This is a genomic window from Amycolatopsis sp. A133, assembly GCF_031082405.1.
Lineage (GTDB): Bacteria > Actinomycetota > Actinomycetes > Mycobacteriales > Pseudonocardiaceae > Amycolatopsis.
This window is the reverse complement of record NZ_JAVHJU010000007.1, coordinates 257,433-272,666: the sequence shown is the minus strand read 5'-3', so window position 1 is coordinate 272,666 and position 15,234 is coordinate 257,433. Positions and strand designations below refer to the sequence as shown.

The 15,234-nt window shown below is 71.4% G+C and carries 16 protein-coding genes; 8 read left to right on the top strand and 8 right to left on the bottom strand.

The annotated features are described in order from the left end of the window. Window positions 1-88 precede the first annotated feature (88 nt). A complete protein-coding gene (mca, locus tag Q5425_RS09470; protein ID WP_308671741.1) occupies window positions 89-931 on the top strand; it encodes a mycothiol conjugate amidase Mca in 843 nt (280 codons plus the stop codon). 164 nt (window positions 932-1,095) lie between these two features. Here the strand turns inward: mca and Q5425_RS09465 are convergent, their stop codons facing one another. Then, entirely contained in the window at window positions 1,096-2,262 is a 1,167-nt protein-coding gene (locus Q5425_RS09465; RefSeq protein ID WP_308671740.1) for a cytochrome P450, read from the bottom strand. A 53-nt stretch (window positions 2,263-2,315) separates the two neighbouring features. On the opposite strand from Q5425_RS09465, the gene Q5425_RS09460 reads away from it, so the two are divergent. The 4 genes from Q5425_RS09460 to Q5425_RS09445 all read left to right on the top strand — a co-directional run bounded on the left by Q5425_RS09460 (window position 2,316) and on the right by Q5425_RS09445 (window position 5,224). Continuing rightward, window positions 2,316-3,197 (top strand): DUF5926 family protein, encoded by an 882-nt coding sequence (locus Q5425_RS09460; protein WP_308671739.1) that lies wholly within the window; start codon window positions 2,316-2,318, stop codon window positions 3,195-3,197. A 129-nt stretch (window positions 3,198-3,326) separates the two neighbouring features. Further along, on the top strand, window positions 3,327-3,680 hold the full coding sequence (locus tag Q5425_RS09455; protein ID WP_308671738.1) for a DUF952 domain-containing protein: 354 nt from the start codon (window positions 3,327-3,329) through the stop codon (window positions 3,678-3,680). A 210-nt stretch (window positions 3,681-3,890) separates the two neighbouring features. Further along, entirely contained in the window at window positions 3,891-4,403 is a 513-nt protein-coding gene (locus tag Q5425_RS09450; protein WP_308671737.1) for a SigE family RNA polymerase sigma factor, read from the top strand. Further along, window positions 4,400-5,224: a hypothetical protein gene (locus Q5425_RS09445; protein WP_308671736.1), complete on the top strand. Its 825-nt coding sequence runs from the start codon at window positions 4,400-4,402 to the stop codon at window positions 5,222-5,224. Before Q5425_RS09450 ends, Q5425_RS09445 begins: the two co-directional genes overlap by 4 nt. A gap of 77 nt (window positions 5,225-5,301) precedes the next feature. On the opposite strand, the gene Q5425_RS09440 is transcribed toward Q5425_RS09445, so the two are convergent. The 3 genes from Q5425_RS09440 to Q5425_RS09430 all read right to left on the bottom strand — a co-directional run bounded on the left by Q5425_RS09440 (window position 5,302) and on the right by Q5425_RS09430 (window position 8,037). Beyond that, entirely contained in the window at window positions 5,302-5,856 is a 555-nt protein-coding gene (locus Q5425_RS09440) for a ferritin (RefSeq protein ID WP_308671735.1), read from the bottom strand. A gap of 143 nt (window positions 5,857-5,999) precedes the next feature. After that, window positions 6,000-7,184 (bottom strand): arginine deiminase, encoded by a 1,185-nt coding sequence (locus Q5425_RS09435; RefSeq protein ID WP_308671950.1) that lies wholly within the window; start codon window positions 7,182-7,184, stop codon window positions 6,000-6,002. Window positions 7,185-7,224: 40 nt separating this feature from the next. After that, window positions 7,225-8,037: a CPBP family intramembrane glutamic endopeptidase gene (locus Q5425_RS09430; RefSeq protein WP_308671734.1), complete on the bottom strand. Its 813-nt coding sequence runs from the start codon at window positions 8,035-8,037 to the stop codon at window positions 7,225-7,227. 22 nt (window positions 8,038-8,059) lie between these two features. On the opposite strand from Q5425_RS09430, the gene Q5425_RS09425 reads away from it, so the two are divergent. Continuing rightward, the gene (locus tag Q5425_RS09425; RefSeq protein ID WP_308671733.1) at window positions 8,060-8,521 is read left to right on the top strand and encodes a PPOX class F420-dependent oxidoreductase; all 462 of its coding nucleotides are present in this window, start codon (window positions 8,060-8,062) and stop codon (window positions 8,519-8,521) included. Here Q5425_RS09425 and Q5425_RS09420 read toward each other — a convergent pair. Continuing rightward, complete coding sequence (locus Q5425_RS09420; RefSeq protein ID WP_308671732.1) at window positions 8,513-9,307, bottom strand: DUF2470 domain-containing protein; 795 nt, start codon at window positions 9,305-9,307, stop codon at window positions 8,513-8,515. The two genes, Q5425_RS09425 and Q5425_RS09420, sit on opposite strands and share 9 nt — an antisense overlap. Before the next feature lie 153 nt (window positions 9,308-9,460). Between Q5425_RS09420 and Q5425_RS09415 the strand changes: the two genes are divergently transcribed. Further along, complete coding sequence (locus Q5425_RS09415; RefSeq protein WP_308671731.1) at window positions 9,461-10,489, top strand: hypothetical protein; 1,029 nt, start codon at window positions 9,461-9,463, stop codon at window positions 10,487-10,489. On the opposite strand, the gene Q5425_RS09410 is transcribed toward Q5425_RS09415, so the two are convergent. Beyond that, the gene (locus tag Q5425_RS09410; protein ID WP_308671730.1) at window positions 10,456-11,382 is read right to left on the bottom strand and encodes a LysR family transcriptional regulator; all 927 of its coding nucleotides are present in this window, start codon (window positions 11,380-11,382) and stop codon (window positions 10,456-10,458) included. The genes Q5425_RS09415 and Q5425_RS09410 overlap by 34 nt on opposite strands. A 92-nt stretch (window positions 11,383-11,474) precedes the next feature. On the opposite strand from Q5425_RS09410, the gene Q5425_RS09405 reads away from it, so the two are divergent. Further along, window positions 11,475-12,689, top strand: a complete 1,215-nt coding sequence (locus Q5425_RS09405) for an MFS transporter (protein ID WP_308671729.1) — start codon at window positions 11,475-11,477, stop codon at window positions 12,687-12,689. Here the strand turns inward: Q5425_RS09405 and Q5425_RS09400 are convergent. Both Q5425_RS09400 and Q5425_RS09395 read right to left on the bottom strand, forming a co-directional pair. After that, window positions 12,686-13,423 (bottom strand): hypothetical protein, encoded by a 738-nt coding sequence (locus tag Q5425_RS09400; RefSeq protein WP_308671728.1) that lies wholly within the window; start codon window positions 13,421-13,423, stop codon window positions 12,686-12,688. The genes Q5425_RS09405 and Q5425_RS09400 overlap by 4 nt on opposite strands. Continuing rightward, the gene (locus Q5425_RS09395; RefSeq protein ID WP_308671727.1) at window positions 13,423-15,234 is read right to left on the bottom strand and encodes a substrate-binding and VWA domain-containing protein; all 1,812 of its coding nucleotides are present in this window, start codon (window positions 15,232-15,234) and stop codon (window positions 13,423-13,425) included. Before Q5425_RS09395 ends, Q5425_RS09400 begins: the two co-directional genes overlap by 1 nt.

The window sequence follows — 15,234 nt, the reverse complement described above, 5'->3', positions numbered from 1 at the left end:
GGCGTCACTCTACTGGGTCGAACCCAAGATTGTGCTTGACCCAGTTACTGGGTCCGACCTAATCTGAGGTTCGACCTAAGGAGCCACGATGACTTTCCGCCTCCTGAGCGTCCACGCCCACCCCGACGACGAGTCCAGCAAGGGCGCGGCCACCTTGGCGCGTTACGCGGCCGAAGGCGTCGACGTCCTGGTCGCCACCTGCACCGGCGGCGAACGCGGCGACGTCTTGAACCCGGCTTTGGACACCCCCGAGACGTGGGCGGACCTCCCGGCGATCCGCCGTCGCGAGGTGGCCGCGGCCGCCGAGATCCTCGGTGTCCGCCAGCGCTTCCTCGGCCTGCCCGACTCCGGCTTGCCGCCCGAGGGCGAACCCTTGCCCGACGGCTGTTTCGCCGCTCTGCCGCTGTCCGTGGCGGCGGCTCCGCTGGTGGCGCTGATCCGCGAGTTCCGCCCGCACGTGGTGATCACGTACGACAAAACGGGCGGCTACCCGCACCCGGACCACATCCGCACCCACGAGGTGACGCTCGAAGCCTTCACCGCGGCGGCCGACCCCACCCGCTACCCCGGCTGCGGCCCGCCCTGGCGCCCCCAAAAGCTGTACTACCAAGCAACCCTGAGCCGAGCCTGGTTCCAGGCCCTCCACGACGCAACCCTCGCCGCCGGCCTCGAGTCATCCATGGCCGAAGTCCTGAACGAACTCCCACCCGACAAAGTCCCGGTCACCACCAGAATCCGCTGCGAGTCCTACTTCGCGACCCGCGACCGCGCCCTCCTGGCCCACGCCACCCAAGTGAACCCAGCCCACCCGTTTTTCGCCCACTCACGCGAAATCGAACGCCAGATCTGGCCCTACGAGGACTACCACCTGGCCCACCCCACCCCAAGCCCCACCCCGGAAGAAGACCTCTTCACCGGAGTAACCCCCTAATGCCCCGCCAATCACGCAAGATGCCCCGCCAATCACGCGAGATGCCTCCCCAATCACGCAAGATGCCCCGCCAATCACGCGAGATGCCTTCCCAATCACGCGAGTTCCGCCCCCAATCACGCGAGTTCCGCCCAGAATCACGCGAGATCCGGGCGCAGTCACCATCACGCGGTGACCCGGAGCTCCCGCAACCCGCGGATCACGAACTCCGGCCGCCGCCGCGGAGTCTCGACCAGGCGCAGCCCCGGCAGCTTCTCCGCCAACGCACTCAGCGCGGCGGCGACTTCCACCCGAGCGAGAGGAGCACCCACGCAGTAATGGATCCCGAGGCCGAATCCCAGGTGGGCGTTGGGCGTCCGGCCGATGTCCAGGCGGTCCGGCTCGTCGAACACCTTCGGGTCGCGAGCCGCGGCGCCCAGCAGAGCGCCGATCTTCTCGCCACGGGAAACGACATGTCCACAGATCGACACGTCCTCGGTCGCCGTTCGCTCGAACAGCTGCAGGGGCGCGTCGTAGCGGATCAGCTCCTCGACGCACGAATCCAGAAGGGCAGGTGACGCCAGCAGACGCTCCCATTGGTTGCGGTGCGTGAGCAGGGCCGTGATGCCGTTGCCGAGCACGTTGACCGTCGCCTCGTGGCCGGCCATCAGCAGCAAGACCGCGGTGGCCACCAGCTCGTCGGGTGTCAGCTCGCTGCGGAGGAGGTCGCTGATGATGTCGTCGCCCGGGGAGTCCGCGCGGGCCGCGGCGACCGAACGGACGTACTCGACGAACTCGGCGGCTGCCCGCTCGGCGGCGTCGCGTCCTTCCTCGGAAAGGTCGTACTCGTACATCTTCACGATGGCGTTGGACAGCTGGACCATCCGGGGCCCGTCGGTGCCGGGGACGCCCAGCAGTTCGGCGATCACCGCGACCGGCAGCGGCTGGGCGAGGTGCTCGAGCAGGTCGGCGCTGCCGTCGGTGGCGATCGCGGCCGCCAGGTCGTCGACCATGCGGGTGGCGAGCGTCGCGACCATCGGACGCAGCCGCTGCACGTGGCCGCGGCCGAACGCGCCCGCGATGAGGCGGCGCAGGCGGGTGTGGGCCGGCGGCTCGTTCTCCAGGAGGGAGTTGCGGTGCAGCAGGTTGAACGAGGCGAACCGCTCGAGCGGCTGGGCGTCCTGCCAGATCCGGCCCAGCCCGCGGTGGCGCAGCACCGCCGACGACGCGGCGTGCGACACCGCGACGGCGAGGCCGAGCCCTTCGTGGAAATGGACTTCGCCTCGTGCGCGGAGCGCGGCGAACGCCGGGTAGGGGTCTTCCAGGAACGCGGGATCGCGGGGGTCGAACACGTCGCGAGACTAACCCTTCGATAGCGTTTGAAGCCGAGCCAGAGGAGGCAGCAGTGGGCAAGGGCGCGCGCAAGAAGGGTCCCAAGCAGGCATCGGACCGCAAGCCGAAGGTGCGCGACGTCTTCGTCGGCCAGCCGTTCGAAGGGCTGGTGGCGGAGCCCGAGCTGATCGCGCTGCGTGAGTTCGTGCCGTCCGCGACGGCTCAGCTCACCCTCGCCGACGGTGGTGACGTCACCCTCGGGACCGTGCTGCCGATGGCGGCGGCCGCGTTCGTCCGTTCCGACGGACGGCGCTACCTCGGCCTGCAGGTGCAGACGCGCTCTTCCGACATCAGCCGTGACCTCGGCCGGTCGCTGAAGTGGCTGCTGGACGCCAAGGAGGGTGACGTCCTCGGCGTGCCGGACACCACCACCCCGCCGTCCGCCGACGAGCACACGCGGCTGCAGGACCTGCTGACGCCGGGCGCCGAGCTCGACGTCACGCTGCACCAGGACTTCGGCTGGTGGCTGCCCGAGGACGCGGACGCCACCGGTGACGTCGCCGTCTCGCTCGAGCGCGCCAACGCCGCGATCATGCCGACCGAACGGCTCGGCTCGGGCGCCTACTGGGTCCTCGCCGGCGACAAGGCGCACCTGCGCTGGGTCCGGCCGGAGCCGGAGAACCTGCTGCTCCAGGCGCTGGCCCGGCTGTCCGCGGCCGGCGAGCTCGGCCTCGGCGAGGGCTCGCGGTACGCGGGCTCGTTCCGGGCGCACGGCCTGCTCGTCCCGGTCTGGGACCTCGACTCCGAGGCCCACGCCCGCGAATGGGCGGAAGCCAAGGACGCTCTCGGCGCCCGGCTCGAGACGGCGTTGAAGTCGCTCGACGACGAGCCGCTGAACGCGACCGAGCGTCGTGCGCGCGACGGCCTCATCGGCCGTCAGCTGACCCTGCGCTGAGCGTCGTCGGCAGGTGCCGGACCGTCGGTACGAACCGGCGGTCCTTCACCGCTGAATGAGCGTTCAACCAGGCATTATGTGGTGTAAGAGACACCGCCGCCGGATCGTGCCGGTGGGACGATTCTCGGCGTGATACTCCACATCTGCGGGGCGGCCGAGTGGGCCGAAGTGGGCGAAGGCGGCGAGTACCGGCCGCCTTCACTGGGGGAAGCCGGGTTCATCCACTGTTCCGACTTCGGCACGGCGCACCTGCCGGCCAACGTGCGCTACCGGGGCCGCACCGATCTGGTGCTCCTGGAGATCGACCCGGCGAAGGTCGGGTCGCCGGTTCGCTGGGAAGACGGCGCGCCGCCGCATCCGGCGGGGATCTGGTTCCCGCACGTCTACGGCCCGATCCCGCACGCGGCCGTCGTCGGCGTGCACGAGTTCCGCGAGTCCGAAGGCGGCGGTTTCCGGCTGCCCGGCTCGCTCGCCCACCGCTGACGTGGGCAGATCATCCCCCGGCCGATCGAGAGCGAAATCGGCCGGGGACGCGGGCAACCTGAGGGGGCTGTGATGCGTGTTGGGGAGGAAAGCGGCTCGGCTTCTGGCTACCCGACCCCGATGGGAGGCGATACGGTGACGGCTGCGGCACCCGTCTTCACCGGGGAAGGGAGCTGGGTGACCAGCGCAGGCCGAGGGAGGGCCGCGACGTTGCCTGGCGAGTTCGTCGACTTCGGCGACTTCGTGCAGGCCACCCTGCCGGGGTTGCTGCGGTACGGCCACGCGCTCACCGGCAACCCGCACGACGCCGCGGACCTGGTGCAGACCGTCCTGGAAAAGATGGGTTCGCGCTGGGCCTACGTCCACGAGAAGACGGGCGACCCGCTGGCCTACGTCCGCCGGTCGATGGCGAACGCGCACGTGAGCCGCTGGCGCCGGACGCGTCGCGAGAACCTCGTGGCGGACCTGCCGGACACCAGCCCGCACGTGCCGGCCGATCCGTTCGAGCACGAGCCGCTGTGGCGTGCGTTACGAACCCTGCCGCCGAGACAACGTGCCGTGATGGTGCTGCGTTACTACGAAGGTCTCTCGGAAGCGGAGATCGCCGGTGCCCTCGGTGTCACCCAGGGCACCGTCAAGAGCCAGGCCAGCAAGGCGATCGCCTCGCTGCGGATGAAGCTGAAGTCGGCCGACGGCGAAAGCGAAGGGAGTGGTGCGGGTTGAACATCTCCGAGGACGAACTGGAGCAGCGCCTGCGCGCGCTGTTCGCCGACGAGCGGCTGGACCTGCCTCCGCCGCCGGAAGCCGGCACGGTCATCGTCGCCGGTGCGCAACGGCGTCGCCGTCGCCGCCACGTCGTGCAGGCCGTGGCCGGGGTCGCGGCGGCCGTGGTCGCCGTCGCGGGTGGGCTGACCATGATCCGGCTCCACACCGAGGACGGCACCGCGGTGATGACCGCCGACGGGACCGTGAGCAGCGTCAAGCCACCCGAAAACCTCACGCCGGGCCGGCAGCCGGAGCCGTCCACGCCCGGGCCGACCAGCACGCAGAGCATCCAGGCTTCCGCGCCGCCGGGAGCGTCGACGTCACCTTCGCCGCGGCCGCCGTCCTCCCCCTCGCCGTCCACGCTCGCCGGGGTGACCAGCGGGCCGCTGCTCGCCGCTGACGGCTTCGGCAAGCTCAAGCTCGGCATGTCCGAGGCCGACGTCCTCGCGCAGACCGTCACGCTCAGCGACGCGCAGGCCGGGGCGAGCTGCACCGTCTACAAGGCACAGGGCAGCGGGGTGCCCGCGGCCGCGAGCGTCGTCATTTCGAAGGCGGGCGGCCTTGTCGTCGTCACCCCGGACGTGGCCGCGCACACCGCCGAAGGCATCGGCGCCGGGTCCACGAAGGACCAGATCCTCGCGGCCTACCCGGCGGCGAAGGAGGAGACCGGCGGTGTTGTCGCCCCGGCGAGCGCCGCCGCCGACTACCACTTCCGGCTCGGCGACGCCGGTGTCGTGCAGACGAGCCTGATGAGCGTCACCCAGGACTGCGCCGGCTGACGGGCCGGCCGCATGCGGAAACCCGGGCTGTCCACAGGGGGAGAGCCCGGGTTTCCGGTTTCAGGACTGCGAAAGCGTCAGAGCTTGCCGCCGGCCACCGGCGGCATCTGCGAGTCGGTGCCGCCGTCGCCGACGGACTCGCGGTACAGGTGGTTTTCGACCTCGAACAGGTTGCCGTTCGCGCGCTTGACGACGTTCAGCAGCGTGCTCATCTGCGAGATCTCTTCGACCTGCTCCTTGAGGAACCACTGCGTGAACTGCTCGCTGATGTAATCCTCTTCGGCACGCGCGGCCTTCACCATCGCGGAGATGTCGGCGGCGACCTCCTTCTCCTGCTCGAGCGCGAGCTCGATGAGCTCGGTGACGCCGGAGAAGTCGTTGCGCACCTCCCCGGTGCCGGGGATCTCGACGTGGTGGTCGCGGTCGAGCATGTACTGCACGAGCGCCATCGCGTGGTTGCGCTCCTCGACGGACTGCTTGTAGAAGTGCTTCGCCAGCTGCGGCAGGTCCTCGGCGTCGAACCACACCGCGAGCGCGATGTACTGCTGTGACGCGTTGAACTCGTTGTGGATCTGCGCCTGCAGCAGTTCGTAGAACTTCGAGCGCGGCTCTTTCTTCTTCGTGAGGGCCATGGCCACCACGATACGGCAGAATTCGATTTTCGACCACTTGGTACTGGTGATCTGCCCCCTATTAGGTTTACCATTCCTAAAGAAGACTCACCTAATTTAGGTAAGCCTTCCCTAATGGCGTGCGCGTTTCCGGGAAGGCTCCATCACAGTGGATCGCGCCGGACCGGGCAGGACATGCACCGCGGGCCGCCGCGGCCGGAGCCCAGTTCGGAGCCCGCGATCGGCAGCACCTCGATGCCGGCCGCTTCCAGCCGCTCGTTCGTCTCGACGTTCCGCTCGTAGCCGACGACCACGCCGGGCGCCAGCGCGAGGGTGTTGTTGCCGTCGTCCCACTGCTCGCGTTCGGCCGTCACGGGGTCGAGGCCGGTGTCGATGACGCGCAGCCGGTCGATCTCCATCGCCTCGGCCGCGGCCACCAGGAACGGCGCCGGGCCGGCGACCTTCACCCCGCCGTCGCCGGTCGGGCGCAGCGTGAACGCCGTCAGCAAATCGCGCGCGAGCGGGTACATCACCACCGCGTCGGCGTCGACCATCGTGCACACCGTGTCCAGGTGCATGGTCGCGCGGGACTGCTCGATCGGCACCGCCAGCACGGTGTGCGCGATGCCGTCGGCGAACACCGACCGGGCGAGCGACTCCGCGCCGGCCGCCGTGGTCCGCTCGCCGACGCCGATGGCGAGCACCCCCGGCGCCAGCAGCATCACGTCGCCGCCCTCGATGGGCGCCGAGTGGGCGCCGTACGCGCGGGCGGCGTGGCGGAACTGCGGGTGGTAGGCGTAGATCAGGTCGAGCACCGCGGTTTCGCGGCGGCGCGCGGGCATGTTCAGCGACGAAACCGCGACCCGGTCGGCGATCCACACCGACGAGTCGCGGGTGAACAGCAGGTTCGGCAGCGGGTCGACGGCGAAGTCGTGCGGGTGGTTCATCATCCGCACCAGCGACGCACCTTCGGCCGACGGGAGCTCTTCGAACGTCATCCCGGCCATCAGCACCTCGGCGAGGCCGGCCGCATCGACGCCGGAGAGGTGCGACCGCAGCGAGTCGGCCAGGTCGCCGCCGAGCCGCCGGTCGTCGACCGCCGCGTGCACCCCCGCCGCGTGGGCGCGGTCGTCCTCCAGTGCCGTCCGCAGCGCGTCGGCCAGCAGCAGGACGTCGACGCCGCGGCTGCGCAGCACCTCGGCGAACGCGTCGTGCTCGGCCTGGGCCCGGTCGACCCAGGGGATGGAGTCGAACAGGAGCTGGTCGTTGTTGCGGGGCGTCAGCCTTTTGAGCTCGTTGCCGGGCCGGTGCAGCAGCACCGCGCGCAGGGGTCCGACTTCGCTGTCCACCCGGGGAGGTGCCGTTTCGTCGATCACCCCCCGATCTTAGTCAGGGCAACCAGGAAACGTGCCCCTTCAACAGGGCATATCCGACGAAGGACACGAAGTCGAACAGCGTGTGCGCGGCGACCAGCGGCCACAACCGGTTGGTCTTCTGCCACAGCCGCCCGAACACCAGGCCCATGATCAGGTTCCCGACGAACCCGCCGAACCCCTGGTAGAGGTGGTACGACCCGCGCAGCACGGCGGCGCCGAACACGGCGGTGTTCTCCCGGACGCCCAGCTGCCGCAGCCGGGTCAGCAAGTAGCCGATGACCAGGACTTCTTCGGCGAAGGCGTTGCCGAACGCCGAGAGCGTCAGCGAGATCGGCCGCCACCACGTATCGCCCAAAGTGGACGGTTGCACCGCCAGGCTGAACCCGAGCTGGTAGGAGACGAAGTACAGCGCCAGGCCGGGGATCCCGATCAGCGCGGCGAGCGCGACGGTCAGCAGCGCGTCCCGGCCCGGCGACCGGCGGTCCAGGCCGAGCTGCGTGACCTTGATGCCCGCACGCCACAGCAGGTACAGCCCGAGCGCGCCCCAGCCGACCAGCTGGGCCGCCGACAGCAGCTGCTTGAGCAGGTCGATCAGGCTCGCCGCGGCCTGCGGCACGTTCAGCTGGGTCTGCTGCTGGGCCAGCGGCACCGGCTGCAGCAGCGAGTCCACAAGGGACAGCAGGCTGCGCACCCCGGACAGGCCCAGCGTGATCCCGAAGACGATCAGCAGCTCGAGCTTGATCGCGCGGCGCTCGGCCGGGTCCTCGATCGTCCCGGGGAACTCGGGGCGGGCCGGCGCCAGCCACGATCGCGCGGTGAACGTCATGGACGCACGCTACCTTCGGGGTATGCCGAGGAGCATCGCCACCAACGAAACCGTCGACCGCGCCGCGCTGGTCGAATTCCTGTCGACCCGCCACCGCGCGATCCTGCTGACCACGAAGGCCGACGGCGGCCCGCAGCTCTCGCCGGTCACGTGCGGCGCCGACGCCGAGGGCCGGCTGGTCGTCTCGACCTACCCGAAGCGCGCGAAGGTCGTGAACGTCAAGCGCAACCCGCAGGTCTCGGCCTGCGTGCTGTCCGACGAGTGGAACGACCAGTGGGTCCAGCTCAACGGCACCGCCGAGGTGCTGGACGTCCCGGATTCGGTCGAGCCGCTCGTGGACTACTTCCGCAGCATTTCGGGCGAACACCCGGACTGGGACGAATACCGCGAAGCCATGGTCAAGCAGGGCAAGAGCATCATCCGCGTCACGATCGAAAGCTGGGGGCCGATCGCGAAGGGCGGCTTCCCCGCCGAGCTAGCCTGACCGCCCGCGCAGGAACGGGCAGCCGACCAGCCGTCGCAGCTCCGACGCGAGCTGCGACGGGTCGTCGACGGACTTCGAGAACGCCAGCCGCACGTCGTGGTCGCCCGTGTCGGACTCGACGCGCAGCCGCAGCCCGAACCGGTCGAGCCCGAGCGGGCGGATCCGGCCGCCGCGCAGCGCCGCCGGCAGGTGCTTCGCCAGCTGCTCGACGACGTCGGAGTGGTCGCTCTCCAGGTGCCGCAGCCACCGGGCCTCGTAGTCGTGGAACGGGTCCGGCGGCGCGGCGCTGAACATGTGCGGGCGCAGCGAGTGCGTGCCCTCGGCGTCGGCGAGCACGAGCGACGCCGGGGTGAGCCGCAGCAGCGTCACGCCGTGGCCGACGTCGAGGAGCCGCTCGTCCGGCCGGGTCTCGGCGATCGCCACGGCCCGCGCGCGGGCGGACACCGGCGAGAGCGGCCGCAGCCAGCCGGTGATCCACAGCAGCCCGCGGATCGGTTCCCGCAGGGCGACCGGGGCCTGGTCGGCGAGCTCGACCATCACGGCCAGCTCCCCGCGCTGGGTCTGCTTCGCCGCGCCGATCATCGGGTGGTCGTCGGGCAGCAGCACGCTGACGCTGCCGCTGTGGTGCACGTGGTGCAGGACCGGCACGACGCGCTCGCCGCTGAGGTCGGCGCGATCGCAGGTGGGCAGCAACGACGCGGGGCCGTTGCGGGTCGCGATCGTCTTGGCGCGCTCGGCGGGGTTCGGTGCCGGCGGGCGGCGGACGGATGTGGGGGCCTCGGTCACGGCTCCCCTCCTACTTAGGTGAGCCTAACCTGAATTTGCCGGTCTGGATAGTCGTGGCGATCACGTCCATTCCGCTGAACGGCGCATCCGGTAACGCCGGTGCCCAGTTTGTCGAAAAGGCCGGTAACCGTTCCGACCCCCTGGGGGTTCCGCGTGCCGATCGTCCCGGTCCCCGAGCGCGTCCGCGCTTTCGAACTCGACCCCGCCATGCCGTCCGGGGCACTGCCGATCTTCGGCGAGTACCTCGACCGCCTCGGCCGCGACACGGTGAACCGGCGGCTGGTGGCCGGGTTCTTCGTCGTGTTCGGCGTCGCCCAGTTCGTTGCCGGCGCGGGGGTGGCGCTGGCGCTCGGCACGTTCGTGCTGGCCGGCTCGATCGAGGCGTGGTGGTTGTACCGCGCGTACGTCCGGGTGCCCGAGACGCGGCTGAAGCGGGAAGCGTTCCGGCAGGTGGACATCACCGCCGGCGGCCTGGTCGCGGCCGGGCGGACGGTCGGCGTGCGCCTGCCGGACGGCCGCTGGCTGCGCGTCCGGCTCGACGAAGCGCACCGGCTGCTGGTGGCCGGGCACCGGCGCGTCTGGCTGCTGGGGCGGGGCCCGAAGGTGTTCGTCGGTTTCCCCGGCGTGGTGCGGGTCCGCCGCGCCCGGATCCACGACACGCCTCCGCCGGGTGCGTCGCCGGTGCCGGAACCGGCCGGGTCCGGTTCCCCGAGGCTCGACCCGGTGCTGACCGCCCACCGCCGCCAGATCGCCCGCGACCTGCGCGCGACGGCGGCGTTCCTGCTGGTGCTGGCCCTGTTCGCGGGCTGGGTCGGGCTCGACTTCCCGGCCGTGGGCTGGATCGCGTGGACGTCCGGAGCCGGCGCGCTGCTGGGCGCGCTCGCGGCCGTCCTGCGCTCGTTGGCCCTCGCCCGCCCCCTCGCGGCCGACCACTGGACGGAGCTGCGCGCGGTCCCCGACGGCCCGGTCCGCATGGGCCGCCACGGCGCGGCCAGGCTGAGCGGCCTGACCATGCTCGCCGACGGCCGCGTGGTCCCGTTCCGCCTCCCCAAGGCGGACCCGTCGATGGCCGCCAACATCGCGGCCACGGGCCGCCTGTGGATCGCCGGAGCACCCAAGCCGGGCGCAGCCAAGACGGGCCTCCCGGGCTACCCGGTGCTGGGCACGGTCTGGCTGGGGTAGCGCGCCCAGTCCGGCCGCCACGCATCGGCGGCGCGCTCGCTCTTCGCGAGGTGACGCCGCAGCGCGGCGAGCCCGGGGTGCGCGTTGCCTCGGCGCCACACCAGTGAATGCGGGTACACCGGCACGGGCCCTTCGACCGGCACGCGCCGCAGGTCGTGCTCGGGTGGCCACAACACCCGGCTCCCCGCCCCGACCAGGGTCGCCACCTCCGTCGACGCCGCGATCGTGTCCAGGACGACCTCGGTGCCGAAGTTCGGACCGGCGGCGTCGATCGACAGGCCGAACGCGGCCGCGAACTCGGCGTAGTACGCGCCCCACTCGGTCCCGGGCACCACGCCGGGCAGCCAGATCCGGTGCCCGGCCAGCTCGGCCGGGGCCACCGAAGGCGATTCGGCGAGCGGGTGCCCGGGGCCGCACAACAGCTGGATCGGCTCGTCGAGCACCCACTGCGCCTCGAGGTCCTCGGGCAGCGCGAGGACGGCGCGGAACGACGCATCGATCGAGCCGTCCCGGATCGCGGCGACCGCGGTGTCGAGGAGCGTCACGACCTCCAACGCGACGTCCGGGTGGGCCTCGTGGAATCCGCGCAGCAACGTAGCCGGGCCCAGCCGCCGGCCGATGACGTCGACCCGCAGCGGCCCGGTGCGCACCGACGCCAGCGCACGCAGCTCGGCCGACAGCAGCTCGCGGGCGTGGGGGAGGAACGCCTCGCCGTCACCGGTCAGCCGGGCGCCGCGGGCGGTGCGCGTGAACAGCCGGGCCCCGAGGGTCTTCTCCAGCGCGGCGATGCGCTTCGAGACGGCTTGCTGCGTGATCGACAGGTCCGTGGCGGCGTCCTGGAACCGGCCCGCCTCCACGGCGGCGACGAAGGTGCGCACGGCCTCGAGGTCCACGACGACCGACTCTAGATTCACAACGCGGCGTTGTGGCACGCCGCCGCGTCGGTTGTTTGCCCCGCGCGGCCGTTCCCGGCTTTGATCTCCCGGTGATGCGCGGGCGGTCGCTGGGACCGCGGTTCAGGTGGCTCTGGTCGGCTTACGCCGTGAGCGCGTTCGGGACGTGGCTCGGGTTCGGCGCCTTCCCGATGCTGGCGATCCTCGTGCTGCACGCCGGGCCCGCCGCCGTCTCGGCGCTGGCCGCCGTCGGGCCCGCGGTCGGTGCGCTCGTGGCCGTGCCGCTCGGGCCGTGGGTCGATCGCCGCCGGAAGCGGCCGGTGATGGTGGGCATGGACCTGGTCCGGTTCGCCGCGCTGATCAGCGTGCCCGCCTGCTACGCCCTCGGCGTGCTGAGCTTCGCCCAGCTCCTCGCCGTGTCGGTGGTCGTCGCCGCGGCGGACATCACGTTCACCTCGGCGAGCGGCGCCTTCCTCAAGGGGCTCGTGCCGCCTGAGGACCTGCTCGTGGCGAACGGCCGGTTCGAATCGACGAACTGGACCGCCACCGCGCTCGGCCCGCCGCTCGGCGGGGCGGCGTTCGCGCTGTTCGGGCCGGTGACGTCGGTGGTCGCCAACGCCGTCAGCTTCCTGCTCTCCGCACTCGGGATCCGCGCCATCGGCGGGGACGAACCGCGCCCGCGCAACGCCGCCCGGCTGCGCGTCAGCGATCTCGCCGACGGGTGGCGGTTCCTGCTGGCCCACCCGGGCCTGCGGCCGCTGCTCCTCAACGCCATGGTGTTCAACGGCCTGGTCATGGGCACCGAGCCGCTGCTCGCCGTGCTGATGCTGAACCAGCTCGGGTTCACGCCCTGGCAGTACGGGCTCGCGTTCGCGGTGCCGTGCCTCGGCGGGCTCGCCGGCTCGCGGCTGACCCCGCGGCTCGTCGAGCGGTTCGGCCGCCACCCCGTCCTGGTCACGGCGGGCGCGCTGAGGGCGTGCTGGCTGCTCGCGCTCGCCTTCATCCCGGCCGGCCCCGGCGGGCTGGGGTACGTCATGGTCGTCGAGCTCGGTCTGATCGTGTGCTGCAGCGTCTTCAACCCGGTGCTCGCGACCTACCGGCTCGAACAGCTCCCGCCGGACCGCATCGCGCGGACGCTCTCGGCGTGGTCGGTCAGCACCAAGGCGGCGATCGCCACGCTGACCGCGATCTGGGGCCTGCTCGCCGGCGTCGCGGGGCCGCGCGTGGCGATCGGGGTCGCCGGGATCCTCGTGCTGGCGACGCCGCTGCTGCTGCCCCGGCACGACCGGACGCCGGTGGCCGCTTAACCCAGCGACTTCCGGGTCGCCTGCTCGGTCTCGAGCACGCCCTGCCGGATGCCCTCCAGCTGGTCGCTCAGCTCGCGGACCGCGCCGGTGTCCACCGCGATGTCCGTGGTCGCCGCCGTCAGCTCCGCCACGCGGGCCACCAGGCTGTCCAGGCCGAGTGCCCCCGACTGCAGCTGGGCCAGCAGCTTGTTGCGGGCGCCCGACAGCCGCGCGTGGACGTCCGCCTGGGCCTGCACCGCCGTCAGTGCCTGCTCGAGGTCGCTTCGCACCTCCGGGTTGGCCGTGCGCAGCTCGCGTTGCAGCCGACGTCGTTCGTGGGCGACGGCGTCGAGGTCGACCCGGGACAGGGCCAGGCCGGTCGCCGAAGCGCGGCCCGCCAGGCGGTTGAGCGTCGACAGCGTCTCCTGGACCACCGGCTCCATGTCCGCGACGCGGTCGGCGAGCGGGCCGGACGCGAGCGAGCCGCTCAGCGAGGCGAACCCCGCCGCCGCGGCCGACGCCCGGTGCAGCCAGTTCTCCTCGGCCGACCCGGCGGCGACGTTGAGCACCCGCACTTCGCGCGGTGCGGGCTCCTTCTCGCGGGTTGCCACGGCCACGCCCGCCCGCGCGGCGAGCACCGCCACCCCGACCCCGACGGCGGCCACGACCGGCAGCTGCACGGCCCACGCCACCCCGGCCGACGTGGCGGCGAGCAGCAGCCCCCACGGTTCGGCGAGCTCACGGGCGAACTTCATCAGAAATTCGAGATCACGGACGTGAAGACCTGGTTGATCGAGTCCGGTTTGGACGAGTCGTACTCCGAACCCGCGGTCGCCTCCGCGATCTGCTTCAGCACGTCCTGGTCGGCGTCCGAGCCGTAGGCGATCGTGAACAGCCGGACCGATTCCGCGTTGCCCTCCGGACGCAGCTGCGGCACCAGGTGCTCCAGGTCGATGCCGCCGGAGTCCTCGTTGCGGCCGTCGGTGAGCACCACGACCGCGTTGATCGCCGCCGGGTCGAGGTGGGCCTTCAGGTACTCGTACGCGGCCAGCGACGAGTCGTACAGCCCCGTGCCGGACTGGGGTGTCAGCCCGCTCAGCCGCATCGCCAGCGTCTCCTTGCCGCCGGTCCCGAGCGCCTGGACCGGGAGCAGCTCCTGGTAGTCCTTGTCGCCGTCGAGGCGGGTCGAGAACTGCCAGAGCCCGACCTGGTCCCGCGGCACGAACTGGCCGAGCGAGTCGATCGCGGCCTGCTTCGCCAGGTCGATCTTGCTCTTGCCGGTGCCCTTCACCTCATCGCCCATCGAGCCCGAGACGTCCACCACCAGCAGCACGTTCGCCTTCTTGCGCAGGTCTGTCCACGACGCCAGCAGCTTCGACAGCACCGACGGCGACGGCGGCCGCAGGAAGGTGATCTTCGCGTCCGGCTGAACGCCGTTCGCGGGGGTCGCCTGCGGGCCCGGCTTGCCATCGAACGACCGGAAGCCGAGCGCGGCGAACTTCGCCTGCGTCTCGTCCATCCGCAGGTAGCCCAGGAAGTCCGCGGCGATCTGCTTGCGCGTCTGGTCGGCCCAGTTCAACGTGACGAACGGGTGGTCGGAGTTCAGCGTCCCGTCACCCGGGTAGATCGCCACCAGCGGCACCTTCGGCGGTCCGTGCTGCCCGACCTTGGCCGGGTCGTTCGTCGGGTTGCCCTGGTTGTAGCCGATCAGCGAGTTCTCCTCGACGGTGACCGCCGAGATGTACGACAGCGCCGCGCCCTTGTCGTCGGCCTTCTGCAGGTTGGTCAGGAAGGTGAGCGTGGTGTCGCCGTAGTGCACGATCGCCTGCTCGATGTTCGTGACGAACTGCTTCGCGTCCGGCTTCTCGAGCGCGGCCGCGGTGAGGTCCGACGACGTGCCGGTGGCGGCGTAGTAGGCACCGATCGTGGCGTTCAGGCCCGACGTCGAGATGTTCGGGTTCGTCTTGCCGAGCCGGAACCTGCCCCACTCCGGGTGGCCGTACTTCGCCCAGCCCGCCGGGTCGGTGGCCAGCGCGGCCAGGTCCGTCCAGCCGATCGCCTTGCCGGGCCAGCCGAGCGCTTCGGCCATCGGCTTCGGCATCGCGACGACCAGCGGCGCGTTGGCGATCGACTGCGGATCGCCGTCGGGCACGATCGAGCCGGTGTCGCCCTTCGCGTTGACGCGCAGCAGGTTGACCCAGCCGCTCGCGGCCGGCGTCCAGACGTCCGGGCGCGGCCCGTCGGTGGCTTCGTTCCAGCCGTTCGCCAGCGCCTGCATCGCGATTCCCGACGACTTCGACTTCACGACGACGTCGACGCAGTGCCCGGCGACCGACCGTCCGGAGTAGGCCTTCGCGGCCTCTTGGACTATTCCGGCCTTTTCCGGGGAAGACGCGATGGTGAGCGCGACCGCGTCGGCACCCGAGCATTTCGGCGCGTCGGCGTCGTCGCTCGAGCTGCTGGTCCAGTACCGGATTCCGATGATCAACCCGGCGGCGACCACGATCGCGGCCAGGAAGGGGAGAATTTTTCCCCGCTTCTGCCGCGCTGGTTGGGAATTGATCAT